At 41.1% G+C, this 16410-nt stretch carries 16 protein-coding genes and 1 riboswitch; all 16 genes read right to left on the bottom strand.

All coding sequences use genetic code 11. The annotated features are described in order from the left end of the window. Positions 1 to 113: 113 nt before the first annotated feature. Entirely contained in the window at positions 114 to 542 is a 429-nt protein-coding gene (locus IGI78_RS07710) for a hypothetical protein (RefSeq protein WP_189372261.1), read from the bottom strand. 78 nt (positions 543 to 620) lie between these two features. Then, positions 621 to 1037 (bottom strand): GNAT family N-acetyltransferase, encoded by a 417-nt coding sequence (locus IGI78_RS07705; protein ID WP_140965576.1) that lies wholly within the window; start codon positions 1035 to 1037, stop codon positions 621 to 623. A 205-nt stretch (positions 1038 to 1242) separates the two neighbouring features. Further along, entirely contained in the window at positions 1243 to 2166 is a 924-nt protein-coding gene (locus IGI78_RS07700) for an LCP family protein (protein WP_140965575.1), read from the bottom strand. 1 nt (position 2167) lies between these two features. Continuing rightward, a complete protein-coding gene (locus tag IGI78_RS07695; protein ID WP_142963029.1) occupies positions 2168 to 2821 on the bottom strand; it encodes a phosphatase PAP2 family protein in 654 nt (217 codons plus the stop codon). Beyond that, positions 2818 to 4011, bottom strand: a complete 1194-nt coding sequence (locus tag IGI78_RS07690; RefSeq protein WP_140965571.1) for an FtsW/RodA/SpoVE family cell cycle protein — start codon at positions 4009 to 4011, stop codon at positions 2818 to 2820. The genes IGI78_RS07695 and IGI78_RS07690 overlap by 4 nt, the downstream gene beginning before the upstream one ends. Further along, complete coding sequence (locus IGI78_RS07685; RefSeq protein WP_430618567.1) at positions 3989 to 5143, bottom strand: FtsW/RodA/SpoVE family cell cycle protein; 1155 nt, start codon at positions 5141 to 5143, stop codon at positions 3989 to 3991. Before IGI78_RS07685 ends, IGI78_RS07690 begins: the two co-directional genes overlap by 23 nt. Before the next feature lie 125 nt (positions 5144 to 5268). Then, a riboswitch (M-box (ykoK) riboswitch) is annotated at positions 5269 to 5444 on the bottom strand. A 289-nt stretch (positions 5445 to 5733) separates the two neighbouring features. Further along, a complete protein-coding gene (locus IGI78_RS07680) occupies positions 5734 to 7629 on the bottom strand; it encodes an endonuclease MutS2 (protein ID WP_140965569.1) in 1896 nt (631 codons plus the stop codon). Positions 7630 to 7985: 356 nt separating this feature from the next. Further along, positions 7986 to 9515, bottom strand: coding sequence for an alkyl hydroperoxide reductase subunit F (gene ahpF / locus IGI78_RS07675; RefSeq protein WP_086292445.1), 1530 nt, complete (start codon positions 9513 to 9515; stop codon positions 7986 to 7988). Positions 9516 to 9524: 9 nt separating this feature from the next. Next, positions 9525 to 10088 carry an alkyl hydroperoxide reductase subunit C gene (ahpC, locus tag IGI78_RS07670; RefSeq protein ID WP_005226227.1) on the bottom strand — a complete coding sequence of 188 codons (564 nt, stop codon included), beginning with the start codon at positions 10086 to 10088 and terminating at the stop codon, positions 9525 to 9527. A 308-nt stretch (positions 10089 to 10396) separates the two neighbouring features. Beyond that, positions 10397 to 10600: a hypothetical protein gene (locus IGI78_RS07665; protein WP_034871989.1), complete on the bottom strand. Its 204-nt coding sequence runs from the start codon at positions 10598 to 10600 to the stop codon at positions 10397 to 10399. A 153-nt stretch (positions 10601 to 10753) separates the two neighbouring features. Continuing rightward, positions 10754 to 11710: a permease prefix domain 1-containing protein gene (locus IGI78_RS07660; protein ID WP_077453469.1), complete on the bottom strand. Its 957-nt coding sequence runs from the start codon at positions 11708 to 11710 to the stop codon at positions 10754 to 10756. Then, positions 11707 to 12039, bottom strand: a complete 333-nt coding sequence (locus tag IGI78_RS07655) for a PadR family transcriptional regulator (protein WP_077453470.1) — start codon at positions 12037 to 12039, stop codon at positions 11707 to 11709. The genes IGI78_RS07660 and IGI78_RS07655 overlap by 4 nt, the downstream gene beginning before the upstream one ends. Positions 12040 to 12221: 182 nt before the next feature. Continuing rightward, positions 12222 to 13193: a siderophore ABC transporter substrate-binding protein gene (locus IGI78_RS07650; protein WP_081118729.1), complete on the bottom strand. Its 972-nt coding sequence runs from the start codon at positions 13191 to 13193 to the stop codon at positions 12222 to 12224. Between the two features lie 24 nt (positions 13194 to 13217). After that, a complete protein-coding gene (locus IGI78_RS07645) occupies positions 13218 to 13976 on the bottom strand; it encodes an ABC transporter ATP-binding protein (protein ID WP_430618566.1) in 759 nt (252 codons plus the stop codon). Then, on the bottom strand, positions 13973 to 14917 hold the full coding sequence (locus IGI78_RS07640; RefSeq protein ID WP_140965567.1) for an iron chelate uptake ABC transporter family permease subunit: 945 nt from the start codon (positions 14915 to 14917) through the stop codon (positions 13973 to 13975). The genes IGI78_RS07645 and IGI78_RS07640 overlap by 4 nt, the downstream gene beginning before the upstream one ends. Further along, positions 14914 to 15864 (bottom strand): ABC transporter permease, encoded by a 951-nt coding sequence (locus IGI78_RS07635; protein ID WP_077453473.1) that lies wholly within the window; start codon positions 15862 to 15864, stop codon positions 14914 to 14916. The genes IGI78_RS07640 and IGI78_RS07635 overlap by 4 nt, the downstream gene beginning before the upstream one ends. Positions 15865 to 16410: the final 546 nt, after the last annotated feature.

Below are 16410 nucleotides of genomic sequence, written 5' to 3'. Positions count from 1 at the left end.
CATAATTTTAAAAACGAAGGATGATTTCAAGAAGATTTTTTTCAAAAATCCACGTTTTCCATAGCAAACTTTCAATTAATTTAATTTTTTTCATCTTTATTTCACAAGTCTAATCAATTTTGATGAGCTGAAAACGGCAACGGGAGATGCATGCTTCTGACAAAGTAGACTGCTGAAGCAAACTGGAATAAACCTAATAAAAAGAAAATCAGATGCAAGACATTCCATCCTCGTAATAAGATGACTTGCACGATGATCCAGACTACTAAACTCATGCCTAAAAGCATTGCCCCGTAGTATCCTTTGTTAAGCCACAACAGGATAGCGACAATCAGATTCCCCAAGCCTAAGATAACCAACAAAAACAAGCCGGGAATTAAGAAGGTCGTGAAGGGGGTTCCTTGCAGCATGGCCGCCTCCAAACCAGCATATGTCTGTCCTTGACTTAACGGCTCAATGCTTTTAAACGCCAACAGACTTCCCCCACAGGCGCCAACACCGATAAAGAGGCACAAAAAAAGCAACGCAAAGCGCATCTTCATTTTTCTCCACTCCTTCTTCAAACCCAAAACCAACTAAAAATAAAGCCATTCTCAGTGACACATTGATTTTCTTGTTCCTTATTCGCTTGTTGGTAAATAGATAAATGCGGCAATTTGTTGCTCTTCCACAGAAGAAAAACCACACGCTTCATAAAAACGACGCGTTTTTTCTGTGTTGTCCGTAATCAGAACCTTTTGCCGTATCGATGGATGATTCGCCAACATTTTTTTGAGTAATCGCTGACCGATTTTTTGACGTTGGAACTCGGGTGCAACTAATAGATCTTGAATATAAAGAATGGTTTGTCCATCGGTTATACAACGGATCAGCCCCACTAGCTGCTCTTCAACATAGGCCGTTATCACCTGTGATTGAGCTAGCCCTTTTAGAAGACGCTCAGGTTCTTTGGTGTAGGCGCTCCAACCAACCCCTTCGTACAAGGCGAGTACTTGATTTGAATCAGATGGTAAGTGGTCTTGAAAAACGATTTTCATACTTCTCCTCCTTGTGACAGCATAGCGAAAAGGTGGCACAATAGAAATAGAGCTGACAGCTCTTTTCCAAACAAACTCTTGCTATCCGCCAAGCCGTAATGCTTTGCTTGACTAAAGAGTATCCTGAGGAAAAGCGGCTGTCAACTCTAATTACTAACTTACTGGATGAACAAAAATACACTAGCTCTGTTTCTAAACCAAAAGCTTAATCACTCAACAACTCATTTTTTAAACGTTGGCTCGTCGTCTGTTGTTCTTCAGGCGTTACTTCTTGATAAGAAATCCCATATTCTCCTCTAAAGCCATCACCCGTGAACCCACTGCCAGCCATTTGGTAAGACTCGACGGTCCCTAATGCGGATTGATATTGAGTGAATAGGCGACTCATTTGTGAAAAAGTTAAATCCGTTTCGCCATTATCTCCAATAATCGTTAGCAGATCCTGAATCCGCATCACGCTTGAAAGTGAAACTAACTCATTGGCCAAAATTTCAGTCACTTCTCTTTGACGGCGCTGACGTCCATAGTCGCCTTCTGGATCATCTTTTCGCATACGGGTATACTGGAGTGCCTCCCAGCCATCTAACTCAAGAGTACCCTCTGGGTAATCGATCTTCTCGGCAGTAAAAGCAAATTCATTTTCAACCGTGATGCCACCAATTGCATCGACAAGATCTGCCATCCCATCCATGTTTAAGGAGAAATAATGATGGATCGGTATATCAAGGTATTGTTCAACGGTTTCAATCATCATTTTTGCTCCACCGAAAGAATGAGCATGATTGATTTTATCATGGTATCCTTGTCCCACGATCTCCACATAGGCATCTCTAGGAATACTCGTGAGGGTGGTTTTTCGCGTGGCAGGATTCAACGTTGCCACCATGATGGTGTTTGCACGAAAATCGGTTTTGCGCCGGGAATCATTGGCGATCCCCAACAAAAGAAGGCTCAAAGGTTCAGCATTTTCGATGACCTCCGCCTCTTCTCGTCCTTCGATCGGACGATGGATCGAGTGAGCAACATCCTCTACTTGAAAATACACCCTAATGGCATAGACGGTTCCTGCTGAAATAATTCCCGTCAGCAATACTAGGAAAATGATTATTAGTTTTTTTGCTGTACTCATTTTATTTCCCCCTAAGTACACGTTTTTTGATTGAAAAGACGAAAGCATAGGTGATGTAACTGATCCCACTTGCCAATAAAATACTTGCTAGCAAGTCACTGGGATAATGAACCCCGAATAGCAACCGACTCATCATGATCAGCAACAAATAGATCATTCCAAGAAATAGTGCCAGGTTTTGGATAAAGTGACGCTTGCCTCTTTTAGCGGGAACTGTTTGCCCTAAGAAAAAGAGGAGAGAAATAATCAAAGTGGTCGCTAATAATGTATGTCCACTTGGAAAACTTGCTGATGCCCGCTCCATGCTGTCAGCAAAATCCGGTCTCGGGCGATCAACTACTTTCTTGATCACTTGACCGACCCCACTGATCACAATCATGTTCCCCATCAACCATAAACTTTCTAAATGCTGCTTGCGCATAAATAAAATACTTGCTAAGAGAAAATGAATGGCCGCTACGGGAATGATCGTGGCCGTACTGGCAAGCGGGAGAAAAATCGATTCCACAGCAGGTGTCCGCCATTGAGGCAATTGGGAAAACAGGTTGTCGATGCTTTGGAACCAGTGTGGTTCTAATGCAACAAGGAAAAACAGCCATGCAAAACAGCTGAAGAGTACTCCACCTATCACTCCTTTTTTTGCTGTTTTACTCATGTTAAGCTCCTACTTTCTTTTAATGTATACGACCTATTTTTGGCTTTTGTCGGAAATTTATCTAACCCAAAGATAATTCCCATAGCAATGCTGATCGCAATCAGTGAGGTGCCTCCTTGACTTAAGAATGGTAAAGGAATACCGGTTAAAGGCAGCAAACCGATCGCCGCTCCGATATTTTCAAAAATTTGAAAAACTAAACCAAACACATAAGTGATCGCAATATAGACCGATGCTTTGTTATTTGTTTTTAAAGCAGCAAAAATGATTTGATAGATCAGATAAAAATAAAGGAAGATGACTAAAGTACTTCCTAAAAAACCATACGTTTCTCCAATGACTGTAAAGATCATATCTGACTCACGAACCGGCACATACACCGTTGTATGGGTAGCTGGCGCCCCCAATAAGCCTCCGGAACCGATCGCCCACATACTGCGGACTTGTTGAAAAGCGATGGAATCTTGATAAGCGAAAGGATCTGCCCAAGCTCTTACACGATCCAATTGGTATTGTGAGAAGTGCAGTCGAAACAACACACGATTGCCCCATTCCGTGAATACGAGCAGCAACAAAATAGCACCAAGAGTGGCAATCAACCCGATCACGACAGTCAGTATTTTCCAATGAACACCAGAAATGATGAATAAGGCACCTAACATCACGATAAACACCAAGCTCGTTCCAAAGTCCCGCTGCATAAACATCAATAAAAACGTGGGCAAGCTGTATAGCAGGATCTTAGTGACATAGATCAAATCGGATTTGATCGTTCGTTCGGCTTTTCGTTTTTCATAAACTAAGGTGAGATAGACCATAAAGAGCATAAAGGCCACTTTCATAAACTCGGAAGGCTGAATCGTGAACGCACCAAATCTGATCCACCGTTTGGTGTTCGTTTGTTCGAACATCGTTTGATCATAAAACCAATGAAGAGAAGCCATCAAACCAAGGGATAGTAAGTACAAAAGACCAGAAAAGCGGAGGAGTAAATTCGTAGGAATCAAACTCGTCACAAAAAGAGCAATCGCCGAAAGAATACAAAAGAGGATCTGCCGCAAAACAATCCTTGAAGGATCATTGCCATCCATCACAGATGCTTGATGTTGTACCCAGATACTTAACAAAAACAGCAGGAAAACCGGCAGCAGCAAAGCATAGTTTGCTTCATGACGTTTGAGGAACTTCATTAAGGATGCCCTCCTCTCGTTCTAGTTTCAGGCATAAACTAAAGGCAAATGAAAGAATAAAGTAACTAGAACCACCATAACTAATGAATGGTAGCGGCACCCCCGTCATCGGCATCAAACCTAAAATACTGGCAATATTAATACTTGTTTGCAACAAAAGCAACGTACTCGTCCCTAATAAAATCAAGCCTATTTGAGGGTTTTCAATTGCAGCAGATCGCATAAATAAACGCAAGATGATCACGAATAATAAGCCGATAACAAAAATACCAAAAATCAAGCCTAGTTCTTCTACTAAAACTGAGAAAATAAAATCTGTTTCTGCTACTGGTAAAAAGCCTTTTTTAGTGATGCTGTTTCCTAAGCCAAGACCAGTAAGACCACCATTAAACAAAGCGTAGTAGGAATGGATCATTTGAAACCCCTGATTATACGGATCGGAAAATGGATCCCCCACTAACCGTATGCGGTTATAAACGTGCATAAACATGTGGGGCAGTAAATCATTTTTTCCTAAAAAAATAATCAGCATGGCAATCAAGAACAGACTGATCAATAAGCCACCAAATAAAAGAGCTGTTAGTTTCACGGGCACTTGTACCGTAGTAATCATGACAAATGCTAAAAAAAGTAAAATCATTACCCCAGCTACTTTTGGTTGAATCAAGATCAACACACAGCACAAAAACAAAACCAAAAGGGGACGCTTCATTTCCTGCAGGGTGGTTTTTGCTGTTTGAAAGTAATGAGCCAGATACAAAACCATACCGACATTCACGATTTCTGAAGGTTGAAATTGAATCCCTACGATTGAGACCCAGCGTTGGGCACCATTAACAGAGACGCCGAAAAAAGGCACACGTGCTAAGAGCAATGTAAAGATCCCAAATGCCAGCAAACCGATCGCTAAGTACTTACTAAGCAGTATTTCTCGACGTGTTCTTTGAATAATGAAAAGGAGCACCCAGCTAAGTAGTAGAAAAACAAGCTGACGCAAGAATAAACTCGCTGGTGGCTGATCCCTCGTTAATAAACGGTAAGAACTTGCACTATAAATCATTAAAAGACCGATAAGGCTCAATAGCAAATAAGCTATGATCAGCAGCCAATCGATCTTCTTTTTTTCTATCATTGCTTCCACTCCTCTTGCCTTGGAGTAGGTGTTCAGACGGTACCAGTTATTTTGCCTTTTGAGCTCATTCATCCATCAAAAGAAAAGCAAAAAAGTCTCACTTCTCTTAGGACGTCAGACTTTCGCAGCAATCTCATCGTCCGAGTTTTAGCACTATACAACGTAAAGAAAGTTCTTTCCTTTCTTAGCTATTTTATGAAAAGCCTTAATCCGACAATTCCTGTTCTACACATTGGCGTCTTTCGACGTTTCTGCGCAATAGCTTATGTTTGTATAGGAGCCTCACCTAACAAGGTTATATGTTATTTTTCAATCCAATATGAATGGTACCCTTCCTCGAATAAAGATACAACCTATTCTTTGTTATTTTTATTTTTCTTTAACTTTTCTTAAAGAAATTAGATATTTCGAATATTTTCCGACCTTTAAAGAAAAACCAATGAGAATCATTCGATCAACACCGGATCCCCTTCGATAATATACGTTATTAAAAAACGGTCATTCCAAAAAAAAAGACAGTTCTTTTTCTAAAGATTGAAAAAGAACTGCTTTCTTGATTTGCACTGTCTGAATAAATATATCCGTGCCGATCAATCAAATGATCGTTTGGCTTGACGCTCTTGTGCTGCTTTTCTTAACTGCTTTTGCGCTTTTTTAGACCCACGTTCAATATCTCGGGTAAATTTACGTTGGGCAAAATCGAAAAATAATTGATCTAGATCATAGCCGGCTGGATAGAGTGCTTCTCGTTTTGTGAGAAGTTGCAATCGTCGAGCAGCAACAACGAAAAATTGTTTCTCAATCGAAATTTTCGCTTGCCCCTGTTCTAAATATTCATAAAAGAGTCCCCGTTTTTCATGTTCTGCTGAAAAAACTTGGTCTCCCTTTTGGAAAATGTGCTCAGGCTTTACTTCCTGCGGATCGGTTCGTTTTCTGGTCGACACAAAAGCCTGCTTTTCAAAAGAATAGGATTTATCCTTTAAATACTCTTTAGCTGTTTGCACGACCTCAGCTGGAATCGCCATTTTTTCGGCGATCCAAAACGCATTGCTATCGCCAACCGCATTGGTCAACAAGCGGTATTTGGGCGTCAGTGTTTTGGCATCAAACGCCATCGCCGCCGTTTCAAAGTCTTGATGGTCAAGGGCAAATTGCTTGATTTCACCATAATGAGTCGTGGCGATCATTAATGCCCCTGAACGATAGATCGATTCCATAATGGCGATTGCTAAAGCCGCCCCTTCATTTGGTTCAGTCCCGCTGCCAATTTCATCCAACAAAACGATACTGTTCCGGCCGGCATTCGTCATGATCTGTGCAATATTCGACATGTGTCCAGAAAAGGTACTTAAAGAATTTTCTAGACTTTGCTGATCCCCAATATCCATCCAAAGACTTTTTAAAAACGGCACGCTGCTGTTGCCATTATGCGCTGGAAATAATCCGTAATGTGCCATCGCACAAACGAGTCCGACGGTTTTTAAGACAACCGTTTTACCACCAGCATTCGGCCCTGTGATGACCATACAGCGGTTCTCTTCTCCTAGTTTTAAAGATAGAGGAACAGCATCAGTGCCCAGTAAAGGATGCCGGACATGATCAAGAAGCAAAACTTCTTCTTCAGTGATCGCTATCGGTTGCCCATTGATTTCCCGACAATACTTTCCGCGAGCAAAAATAATATCTAGTACCACTAAAATATCAAGACAGGCAAATACTGCATTCATTTGTTCGGCGATCGCCCCGGTCAATTCTGATAAAACTTGGTATTGAGCGGCCGTTTCTTCCGCCTGTGCCAAGATCAATCGATCATTCAGACGGGCAGCTGCTTCCGGTTCAATAAAGACAGTCGCACGCTTATTGGAACGTTCGATGATCGTTCCCTTAAATTGCTGTTGGAATTCAGCACGCACGGGTAACGTGTATCGGTCATTCTTTTTGATGACACGATTTTCTTGTAAATAACGACTTTCTTTAAAAAACTTTGCAAAAACTTTTTTCAGATCAGCTTCATATTTTTCGATCGTACCGCGAATTTTCCGCAATTCTCGGCTGGCATTACTATCAACCTGACCATTGCGAATCTTTTGGAAAATCATTTCGGCGATTTCAGAAAAGTCTTCTAAACCTTGCGCATATTGATGCAATTTTGGGGCGATCGATTGATTCTTTTCGAACAATTGACGGATGATTCGAAAAGACCGTAAAAAGTCTCCATATTCGATAAGCTCCTGTGGTTCTAAAACAAACCCTTTTTCAATTTTCTCCGTATGGTGTAAGACATGCTGCAGCCCCATAAAAGGCACTTGACGACCGGCGGCTAATAGCGCCATCGCTTCAGTGGTCTCTGTCACTCGTTTTTGTGCAGAGTGGATCGTAGCTGCTGGTTTTTCATTCACAAAGCGCGCTTTGCCGTAATCGCTGATTATTTTTTTACTTACTTGTTCTTTGATTTGTTCAAATTCAGTTGCTTTTGGTATATTCATGTGTGATCCTTTCTTGTGCCTGAGGATCCCGGTAATATCCCCGTCCAAAAAAGTGTACAAAAAAAGCGACAGTCTCCCATCACCTGATTCATCAATAACGATTCTTATCGGTATCTACAGGCACAACAAATAAACAGTCTGTTTTTGCTTATTTGTTTTAATTGGCTGGTTAGATACCTACGACACTCATCAATATACCTCTTTCTTTTTTGAACGAGTTTTTTTCATTGTAATATAGAAACTGTCCTGCTGTCAACAGCCTTAAAATTCCCTCATCTCCCAAAAAAACGCTCAGGAGCTCCTAGAAGCTCCTGAGACGTTTCTGTTTTAATCATATATGAGTAGCTGTTGACTGCTTACGAGCGAATCAGATGATCAAACGCACCTAACGCAGCAGTAGCACCTGACCCCATTGAAGTGATGATCTGTTTGTATACACTATCGGTACAATCTCCCGCTGCAAAGACGCCTTCAATGTTGGTTGCGCCATGTTTGTCTACCACGATCTCATTACGCTCGTTTAAAACGATGCGGTCTTTTAACCATTCAGTATTCGGCATTAAGCCAATCAAAATGAAGACACCCTCCACAGCTAATGTGAATTCGCCATTCGTTTCGCGATCAACGTAGGTCAATTGTTCGACATGATCGGATCCAGCAATTTCCTTCGTTGCGGCATTCGTAATAACAGTCACATTTTCTAACGTGTTCAAACGGTTTTGTAGCACAAGGTCCGCTTTTAGTTCTGGTAAAAATTCAAGAACGTAGACATGTTTTGCCATGCCAGCTAAATCGATCGCTGCTTCGATCCCAGAGTTTCCGCCGCCAATGACAGCAACCTCTTTCCCAGCAAATAACGGGCCGTCACAATGTGGACAATAGGCAACACCTTTATTTTTGAATTCTTTTTCTCCCGGAACATTGATGTTGCGCCAGCGAGCACCGGTTGCTAAAATAGCCGTTTTGGTTTTTAATACTGCGCCATTTTCTAATTCAACTTCGATGACATCATTGCGACGAATATCCTTGGCACGCTGCCCTTTCATGACATCGACTTTGTATTCGTTGATGTGCTCTTCTACCTGACGCATTAATTTTGGTCCTTCGGTATAAGGAGTACCGATCATGTTTTCGATACCAAGGGTTTCCATCACTTGGCCACCCATCGTTTCTACGACCATCCCGGTATTGATACCTTTACGCGCCGCATAAATCGCTGCACTTCCACCTGCAGGTCCGCCACCGACGACCAAAACATCGAAAAGCTCTTTTTCAGCAAAGTCATCTTTACTCGTTGGACCAGCTGCTTTTTCCAATAATTGTTCGATCGTTTGACGGCCGCTTGCAAATTCTTCGCCATCTAGAAAGACTGTTGGCACAGCCATAATTTTTTTCTTGTCAATTTCTTCTTTGAACATCCCACCTTCGATCATGGTGTGACTGATGGAAGGATTTAGCACTGCCATAATGTTTAACGCTTGAACAACATCCGGACAGTTATGGCAGGTCAAACTGACATAGGTTTCAAAATGTAATGGCTTATCGATCGCTTTGATGCGCTTTTGTAGTGCTTCATCAATTTTCGGCGGACGACCGCTTACTTGAAGCAACGCTAAAATAAATGAAGTGAACTCATGTCCTAACGGTAAACCAGCAAAAGCAATGCCGCTTTCTTCACCGGGACGATTGATCGAAAAGCTTGGTGTTCGTTCGCTTGCTACAGCTTGAATCGTGATTTTTGGCGACATTTCTGCGATTTCTTCTAAGAATTCACGTACTTTTGTTGAAGAATCATCCTCACCTAAACTTGCTGCAAAAACAACCTCTGATTCCAGCATCGCTAAATACTGGGTCAGTTGGTCTTTGATTGCCTTATCTAATGCCATGAGAGCCTCCTAAATCTTGCCTACAAGGTCTAAGCTTGGCGTTAATGTTTCTTCGCCTTCTTTCCATTTTGCAGGACATACTTCACCTGGATGAGTACGAACATATTGTGCTGCACGGATTTTATCAATCAAGCCACTAGCATCACGACCGATACCATCCGCATTGATTTCAACCGTTTGTACCACACCATCTGGATCGATGATAAATGTACCACGTTGAGACAAACCTGATGCTTCGTCTAAGACATCAAAGATTTCTGAGATCACATGAGAAGGATCTGCAATCATGATATATTCGATTTTATTGATGGCATCAGAATGATCATGCCACGCTTTATGTGTGTAGTGGGTATCCGTTGATACAGAATAAACTTCTGCGCCTAATTCTTTTAATGATGCATATTGGTCTTGCAAATCTTCAAGTTCTGTCGGACAAACAAATGAGAAATCTGCAGGATAAAAACAAACAACGTTCCATTTTCCTTTAAAATCTTCTGATGAAACATCGATAAATTTTCCATTGTGATAAGCTTTCGCTTCGAATGAACCAATCTCTTTTCCAATTAATGACATATCATTTCCTCCAATTAGAATAATTATTTGAGAATAATCTCTATTAATTATTAGTATATCTAACTACAAAATGCAATAGTTTATTCAGAAATAGTCAAAAAAAATGTTATCCTCCTCATAAATGAGCATATTTATTTTCTATTCAAAGCAAATGGAGTATAGTAATAAGTTTGATTAATCATATCTAAGCAAAGTTCCTACCTGTTAGATTCTCAATTACATCTCCTATTCTCAATTAAACAAAAAAAGATTGCCTCTTCCTATGATTCCTCACAAAGTAAAGTGAGTCATAGAAAAAGACAATTTTTTTATTTAGTATTGAAATAATTGAACAATCCACCGATCGTTCGCTCCCTCAACGTGATCCGCTTGCCGTCTAGAAAAACTTCTTCGACTGGGTAATGGTCTTGAAAAGGTGGGACTTCCAAGTATTGGCTCGCAAGAAAGCGCTCCGGGGATTCAACTGTTGTTACTTCTTTGCTGCCATTTTTCAGATAATGAATTTCTAACATATCCATTGCCTCTTTTCTTGTATTCTGAACTTTTAAAAAAGCAATGAGAACATCTCACTTCTCGCCGTTCTTTTTTACTTAATTCAGTTACAAGGCGTATTATAGTCTTCCTTTTTTTAAAAGTAAAGAAAGCACTCTCGGTTGAAACGTCTCTTATTTTTTGGCTTTTGTCTGACCAATAAAGTAGTCCTCTAAGACACCACCGATAACAAAAATGACCCAAGAGTAAGCCCAGGCATGAAACATGAAGGACCAAAGCATGTAAACGACCAAAATCACTGGCCAATAGACTGTTCGAAAAAAGGTAACTCTACCAGCGGATTCGCCATATTTATGACGTGTTGCTCGATCACCGGGATGATCTTCATCGCGAATAAAATACGTTTCCGAAGCCAATTTCGCAAACCCTGCCCGAATAATACTTACATAAATAATAAAGAACACACCTACTGCAACCGTCAAGAAAAATAGCGCAATACCGAATTCGACAGAGTAATAAATCAGCTCGCTTAACAGTACAGGCGCAATCGAAAAAATGCAGGCGCCAATTCCTAAAACGAGACCAATTCGAAAACTTTTTTCATAATTTGCGAGTTGCTGAGCGGCTTCTCGTTTAGCATCCCTTTTGATTGGACGATCATCCAACTGTTTACGAGCACCGGAAAAGTGCAAACTGCTAGAGATGATAAAACCAACCCCGATGGCGATAAAAAGGATCATCACCATTACACCAAATAATTCCGCATAGAAACTAACAAAAAGCATCAAGGCTGCAAAAGCTGCGATACAAAAGCCGATTCCCAAAGACAACGAGAAAGCAAAGTGGCGCACAGTTCCCCAATAATCAAATGCATCATCTTCTGTGATAGCATCGGACCAATCATCAATTGGTTCTTCTTTAGAAACATTTAATTCTTGCAGCAATTCATCCACCGAACCAAACTCACTGATCACCGCACCGATGGCTTCGTGTTCACTTTTCCCTTGATGGATTAATTCCAAGTAGTGGTCTTCCATAATGGCTAAGAGGTCTTCTTTTGCCCTCTTCGTTTCCGGTGTGATGGGTACTGATAAAAATAAGCTGTCTAGATAGTCATGAATGGTTTTCATTTTTCTCCTCCTTGTAAGAACTGGTCAACGACGATCTTTGTCTGTTGCCACTCCAATCGTTTCTGTGTAAGGCTCGCTTTTCCGTCTGCAGTTATCTGGTAATACGTCCGCTTTTTGCCATGCGTCACTTCTCCAGGATAGGAACGAATCAATCCTTGTTTTTCTAGCCGAGTAAAAGCGGAATACAACGTCGTTTCTTTGATCACATATACGGCATCCGTTCCTTCGCGAATACGCTTGGATATTTCATATCCATAAGAATCTTCTTTTGAAAGAATGGATAAAATGATTGCGTCGTTATAGCCGCGAATTCCGTCACTCGAGATCACGCAATCGCCTCCTAAATTACTTCATCTGTCGTACTAATTATAAAACAATTACTACGACAGGTAAAGTAAAGCTGGTAAAGTTCTCAAAAATCAGTCGTAGGTCCTAGAAAATGAAAAAAGACACGCATTCTCAGTAAACTGATACGCGTGCCCCTTGTTACTTGATTTTTGTTCTCACATACTTATTCAACGGCTGGTTTGACATCATCCATCATTAATTGGATCGACTCCAATCCGGAACCAGCTAAATACCAAACTGCAGCATCCAATTCAATCACTTGATCGTTTTGCCCAGCATTTGTTTCTTGTACGATTTCGTTTGCAACAAATTCACTTTCGCTTTCATTACCACCGATCGCTTTTGTCCGATCAATCACGAAGATGACGTCAGGATTTTTTTCAAGCAAGTACTCATAAGAAATACTTTGTCCATGAGTTGACGCCTCTAGCTCTTCATCAACTGCTGGAAAACCAAACGTATCGTATAGGATACTGTAACGAGATCCTGGACCGAAAGCGGAAAGATTGCCTTCATTCACCATAACTACCAAAGCTTTTTCGCCAGCGCTTTGTGCTTGCTCTTTCAAGGTGTTGATCTGTGTTTGCAACGAATTCAGCTGTTCTTTCGCTTCTTCTTCCACACCGAAGATTTGTCCGATAGCCGTAATATTAGCTTCGATCGATCCCCACGTATTACTATTGTCGACGCTTAAGAAAACGGTTGGCGCAATGGCAGATAATTCTTCTTGAAAATCACGTTGCCGACCTGAAATAATGATTAGATCCGGCTGTAATTGATTGATTTTCTCTAGATCCGGTTCTTTGATTCCCCCTGCTGATTCAACATCTGCATACGCTGATAAATAATCTGGCAGATTGCTGGTTGCTGCAGCAACGACTCGGTCTCCAAGACCAAGGGCATCCATTGTGTCTAATGCACTGTTGTCAAAGACAACAACTTTTTCCGGCGCATAAGGAACAGTGACAGTCCCATTGCTGTCCGTAATCTCGACCTCTGTCGGCGTTTGTGCACTTTCTTCTACTTGGGTTTGAGCTGTCCCCGTTGAATCTGTTGTCCCTGTATTATTTGATCCGCAAGCGGTCAACCCCGCTAGTACGAAAATACTCATAAAACTTACTACTATTTTTTTCATTTTTTCCTCCTTAGAAACAAAATTTTATTGGAAGATGTAGCAAAATTGCCGCCCATCCACTTGTACCAGTTTGATTGGAATTTCATATAGTGCTTCTAATACCTCTTCTCGAATCACTGCCTCTGTGCCAGCTGCTTTAAAAATCTGACCATCTTTCATAGCGACGATGTGATCGGCATATCGTGCTGCAAAATTAATGTCGTGCAAAACGATCACAACGGTTTTCTGATACTCTTCCACCAATGTAGTCAATAATTTCATCAGCTGGTTGGCATGTTTCAAATCTAGATTGTTTAACGGTTCGTCCAATAATAAATAATCGGTATCTTGGGCTAAGATCATCGCCAAGTAAACTCTTTGCAGTTGCCCACCTGAAAGTTCATGGATCGATTGACCAGCATATTCGGTGAGAGATAACTTAGACAAAGAATCATCAATAATCACATCATCTGCTGCCGATTGTCGTCCCCGGTTATATGGATAACGACCAAATGCCACTAGTTCTCTTACGGTCAGATTGACAGCATAGCGATTGCTTTGCTGCAAAAAAGCCATTTTTTTTGCTAGCTCTTTGGATTTCCATTGACGAATCTCCGTTCCATCCAGATAAATATCACCGGTGCGCTGATCCAACATCCGACTGACTAAAGAAAGCAAGGTACTTTTTCCGGCACCATTGGGCCCAATGAAAGCAATCATTTTCTGCTCCGGCAACGCTAAGGAACATTTCGTCAAAACTTGTGTTTTTGCATAATTCTTGGATACATTTTTTGTTTCGATCATGATTTTTTCCTTTCCAGCAGCAATTTGCTTATAAAGAAGATACCACCTAATAATTGGATCACGGTGCCGATGGTCGTTTGCCATTGAAAGACCTGTTCCACTAGGAATTGACCTCCTACCAACAGGAGAAAGCCAATCAAACTACCACCGGCAAACAGCCAACCGTGACGATAAGTTGGGAAAAGCTGATAGGTGATCGTTGCCACCACAAATCCTAGAAAAACTGCTGGACCAACTAAAGCAGTGGCAGTGCCTGTCAGTAAAGCAATCAAAAATAAAACACCTCTATGAAGCCATTGAACAGAAACACCTAAACTTTTGGCCTGTCCGCTTCCTAAATGGAGCAAATTTAATTCTGGAATCAGCAGAACCAGACAGATACTCCCTACCAAAATGATCGCGGCAGCAATCAAAAGATGTTGGGTGTTGATATTGCCAAAACTGGCGAATAAGCGGCCTTGCAGCAAATCATATTCATTTGGATCCATCAATACTTGTAAAAAGGTGCTGAGACTACCGAACATCGTGCCACAGACCATACCTGCCATCAATAACAAAAATAGTCCGGCGACTGCTTTTTGATAGAAAAAGCCAATCAAGAAACTTCCTAGAACGGCAGTTAAACCGACAGAGAACAAAAACATCGCTGCTGTTTCTTGGCTTAACATCTGAATCCCACCGATAAAAAAGAAACAAAGGGTTTGAACAAGTACATACAATTGATCTAAGCCTAAAATCCCAGGGGTTAGATAGCGATTGCTCGTCAGTGTCTGTAGCGTGATTGTACTAAAGGAGATTGCAATGGCAACTAAAGCAAAAGCCATGATACGACGCCCTCGTAATGCAAAGGCAAAGGACCAGTTACCATAGGTGTTATAGGTTAGATAGGCCATACATGCACAAAGGATTAGAAACAACAAGAGAAAGAGTTTTTTCTTCATCGAAATTTCCTCCCCAGAAGCAAAATCAAGAAACAGCACCCACCCAGTACGCCGGCGACAACACTGACCGGCATTTCATACGGCGCGATGACGACTCTCGCCAATACATCACACAATAACAAGAACGCGCTTCCGGCAAAGCTGATCAAGACCAGATTATTTTTCAAATGATCCCCGAAGACCATGCCGATCATATTTGGGATAACGATCCCTAAAAAAGGGATTTGTCCAACGGTCAGTAAAACGACACTGCTAGCAAACGCCACCAGAGCAAATACAGCAAAACGCAAGAACAAGTAATTGATCCCCAGACTCTTAGCCGCACTTTCACCTAAACCGGCGATCGTGATCTCATAAGCTAAGAAATACAGCAAACCGAAAACAGGAATCGTCAAATACAAAAGTTCATACTGTCCAACCATAATGGTGGCAAAATTTCCTTGTAGCCAAGAAGAAACGTTTTGAACCAATTGGAAGCGATAGGCTAAGAAGCTACTAATAGCACCGATGATATTACCGAACATCACCCCTGTTAAAGGCAGCATCATTGGATCTTTCTTTGGTAGAAATTGGCTTAAAAATAAAAAGAACAACACCCCTGCATAAGCAAACACAAATGCTGCAGTCGTACGAATCAAATTTGAGGCATTTGGCAGAAAGAGCATAACCAGCAAAATTCCTAAGCGAGCGCTATCCGTCAGCCCAATCGACTCAGAGGCCACAAATTTATTTTGCATCATGTGCTGCATGATTTTCCCACAGATACTAATGATCCCACCTGCAATGATCAAACTGATCGTCCGTGGGAGCCTAACTTTTACCAAAACAAGCCAATGATTCGGATCACCCTGCTGTAAACCTGTTAAAGACAATTCATGGGTACCTGCCAACAAAGAGCAACCCACTAGAAGAATAAAGATCAGCAGTAATCCGATTTTTTTCAACACGCCCCGCCCCCCTCGTTATTGAGAATGATTCTCACTCTCTTTAATAGGGTAACGTATTTCACTTAAAATCACAAGAAGTTTTTTAAAAAAATCCCTTTCCCATCGCAATTTTTGGAAAATGAGTATGCGAGGAAAGGAAATTATGTGATGTTTTTCTCTTATAAACCTGCCGATAAGCGTATTCTTATCTCAAGGATGTCTATTTTATCCTTCGGATTATAAAAATACTTACGAATGATACGTTCACTTTCTGAATATTATTCAATAACAGATCACTTAGATTTACACTTGTTTTCATCTATTGAAAACCATGTAAAATCACCATTTACTGACCCAAGCTGATGTATTTTATCAGTAAAAAGCAAATGACGTGTGTCTCCTCCGCCTAAACAATCATGGTCTATCAATAAAAATCTATGAGCAAAAGCAGTTCAGTCATGGAACAAGCTTTATCGTTTTCGTTTCGAGATTCTTCATCAAAAAAAATCATGATAGTAGTTGACATCGACCTCCAACAGCAGCCCACCGGATTTATAATTCCCGAAA

This window comes from Enterococcus sp. DIV1767 (assembly GCF_050542585.1).
Lineage (GTDB): Bacteria > Bacillota > Bacilli > Lactobacillales > Enterococcaceae > Enterococcus_D > Enterococcus_D innesii.
The sequence above is the reverse complement of the archived record's forward strand: the minus strand, read 5'-3'. Positions and strand labels throughout refer to the sequence as shown.

Excerpts from the sequence above, each read along its gene's own strand:
- IGI78_RS07680 (WP_140965569.1), bottom strand. The coding sequence starts at position 7,629 with ATGAATATACCAAAAGCAACTGAATTTGAACAAATCAAAGAACAAGTA.
- IGI78_RS07640 (WP_140965567.1), bottom strand. The coding sequence starts at position 14,917 with ATGAAGAAAAAACTCTTTCTCTTGTTGTTTCTAATCCTTTGTGCATGT.
- ahpF (WP_086292445.1), bottom strand. The coding sequence starts at position 9,515 with ATGGCATTAGATAAGGCAATCAAAGACCAACTGACCCAGTATTTAGCG.
- IGI78_RS07660 (WP_077453469.1), bottom strand. The coding sequence starts at position 11,710 with ATGAAAACCATTCATGACTATCTAGACAGCTTATTTTTATCAGTACCC.
- ahpC (WP_005226227.1), bottom strand. The coding sequence starts at position 10,088 with ATGTCATTAATTGGAAAAGAGATTGGTTCATTCGAAGCGAAAGCTTAT.
- IGI78_RS07705 (WP_140965576.1), bottom strand. The coding sequence starts at position 1,037 with ATGAAAATCGTTTTTCAAGACCACTTACCATCTGATTCAAATCAAGTA.
- IGI78_RS07710 (WP_189372261.1), bottom strand. The coding sequence starts at position 542 with ATGAAGATGCGCTTTGCGTTGCTTTTTTTGTGCCTCTTTATCGGTGTT.
- IGI78_RS07650 (WP_081118729.1), bottom strand. The coding sequence starts at position 13,193 with ATGAAAAAAATAGTAGTAAGTTTTATGAGTATTTTCGTACTAGCGGGG.
- IGI78_RS07690 (WP_140965571.1), bottom strand. The coding sequence starts at position 4,011 with ATGAAGTTCCTCAAACGTCATGAAGCAAACTATGCTTTGCTGCTGCCG.
- IGI78_RS07645 (WP_430618566.1), bottom strand. The coding sequence starts at position 13,976 with ATGATCGAAACAAAAAATGTATCCAAGAATTATGCAAAAACACAAGTT.
- IGI78_RS07700 (WP_140965575.1), bottom strand. The coding sequence starts at position 2,166 with ATGAGTACAGCAAAAAAACTAATAATCATTTTCCTAGTATTGCTGACG.
- IGI78_RS07665 (WP_034871989.1), bottom strand. The coding sequence starts at position 10,600 with ATGTTAGAAATTCATTATCTGAAAAATGGCAGCAAAGAAGTAACAACA.
- IGI78_RS07695 (WP_142963029.1), bottom strand. The coding sequence starts at position 2,821 with ATGAGTAAAACAGCAAAAAAAGGAGTGATAGGTGGAGTACTCTTCAGC.
- IGI78_RS07685 (WP_430618567.1), bottom strand. The coding sequence starts at position 5,143 with ATGATAGAAAAAAAGAAGATCGATTGGCTGCTGATCATAGCTTATTTG.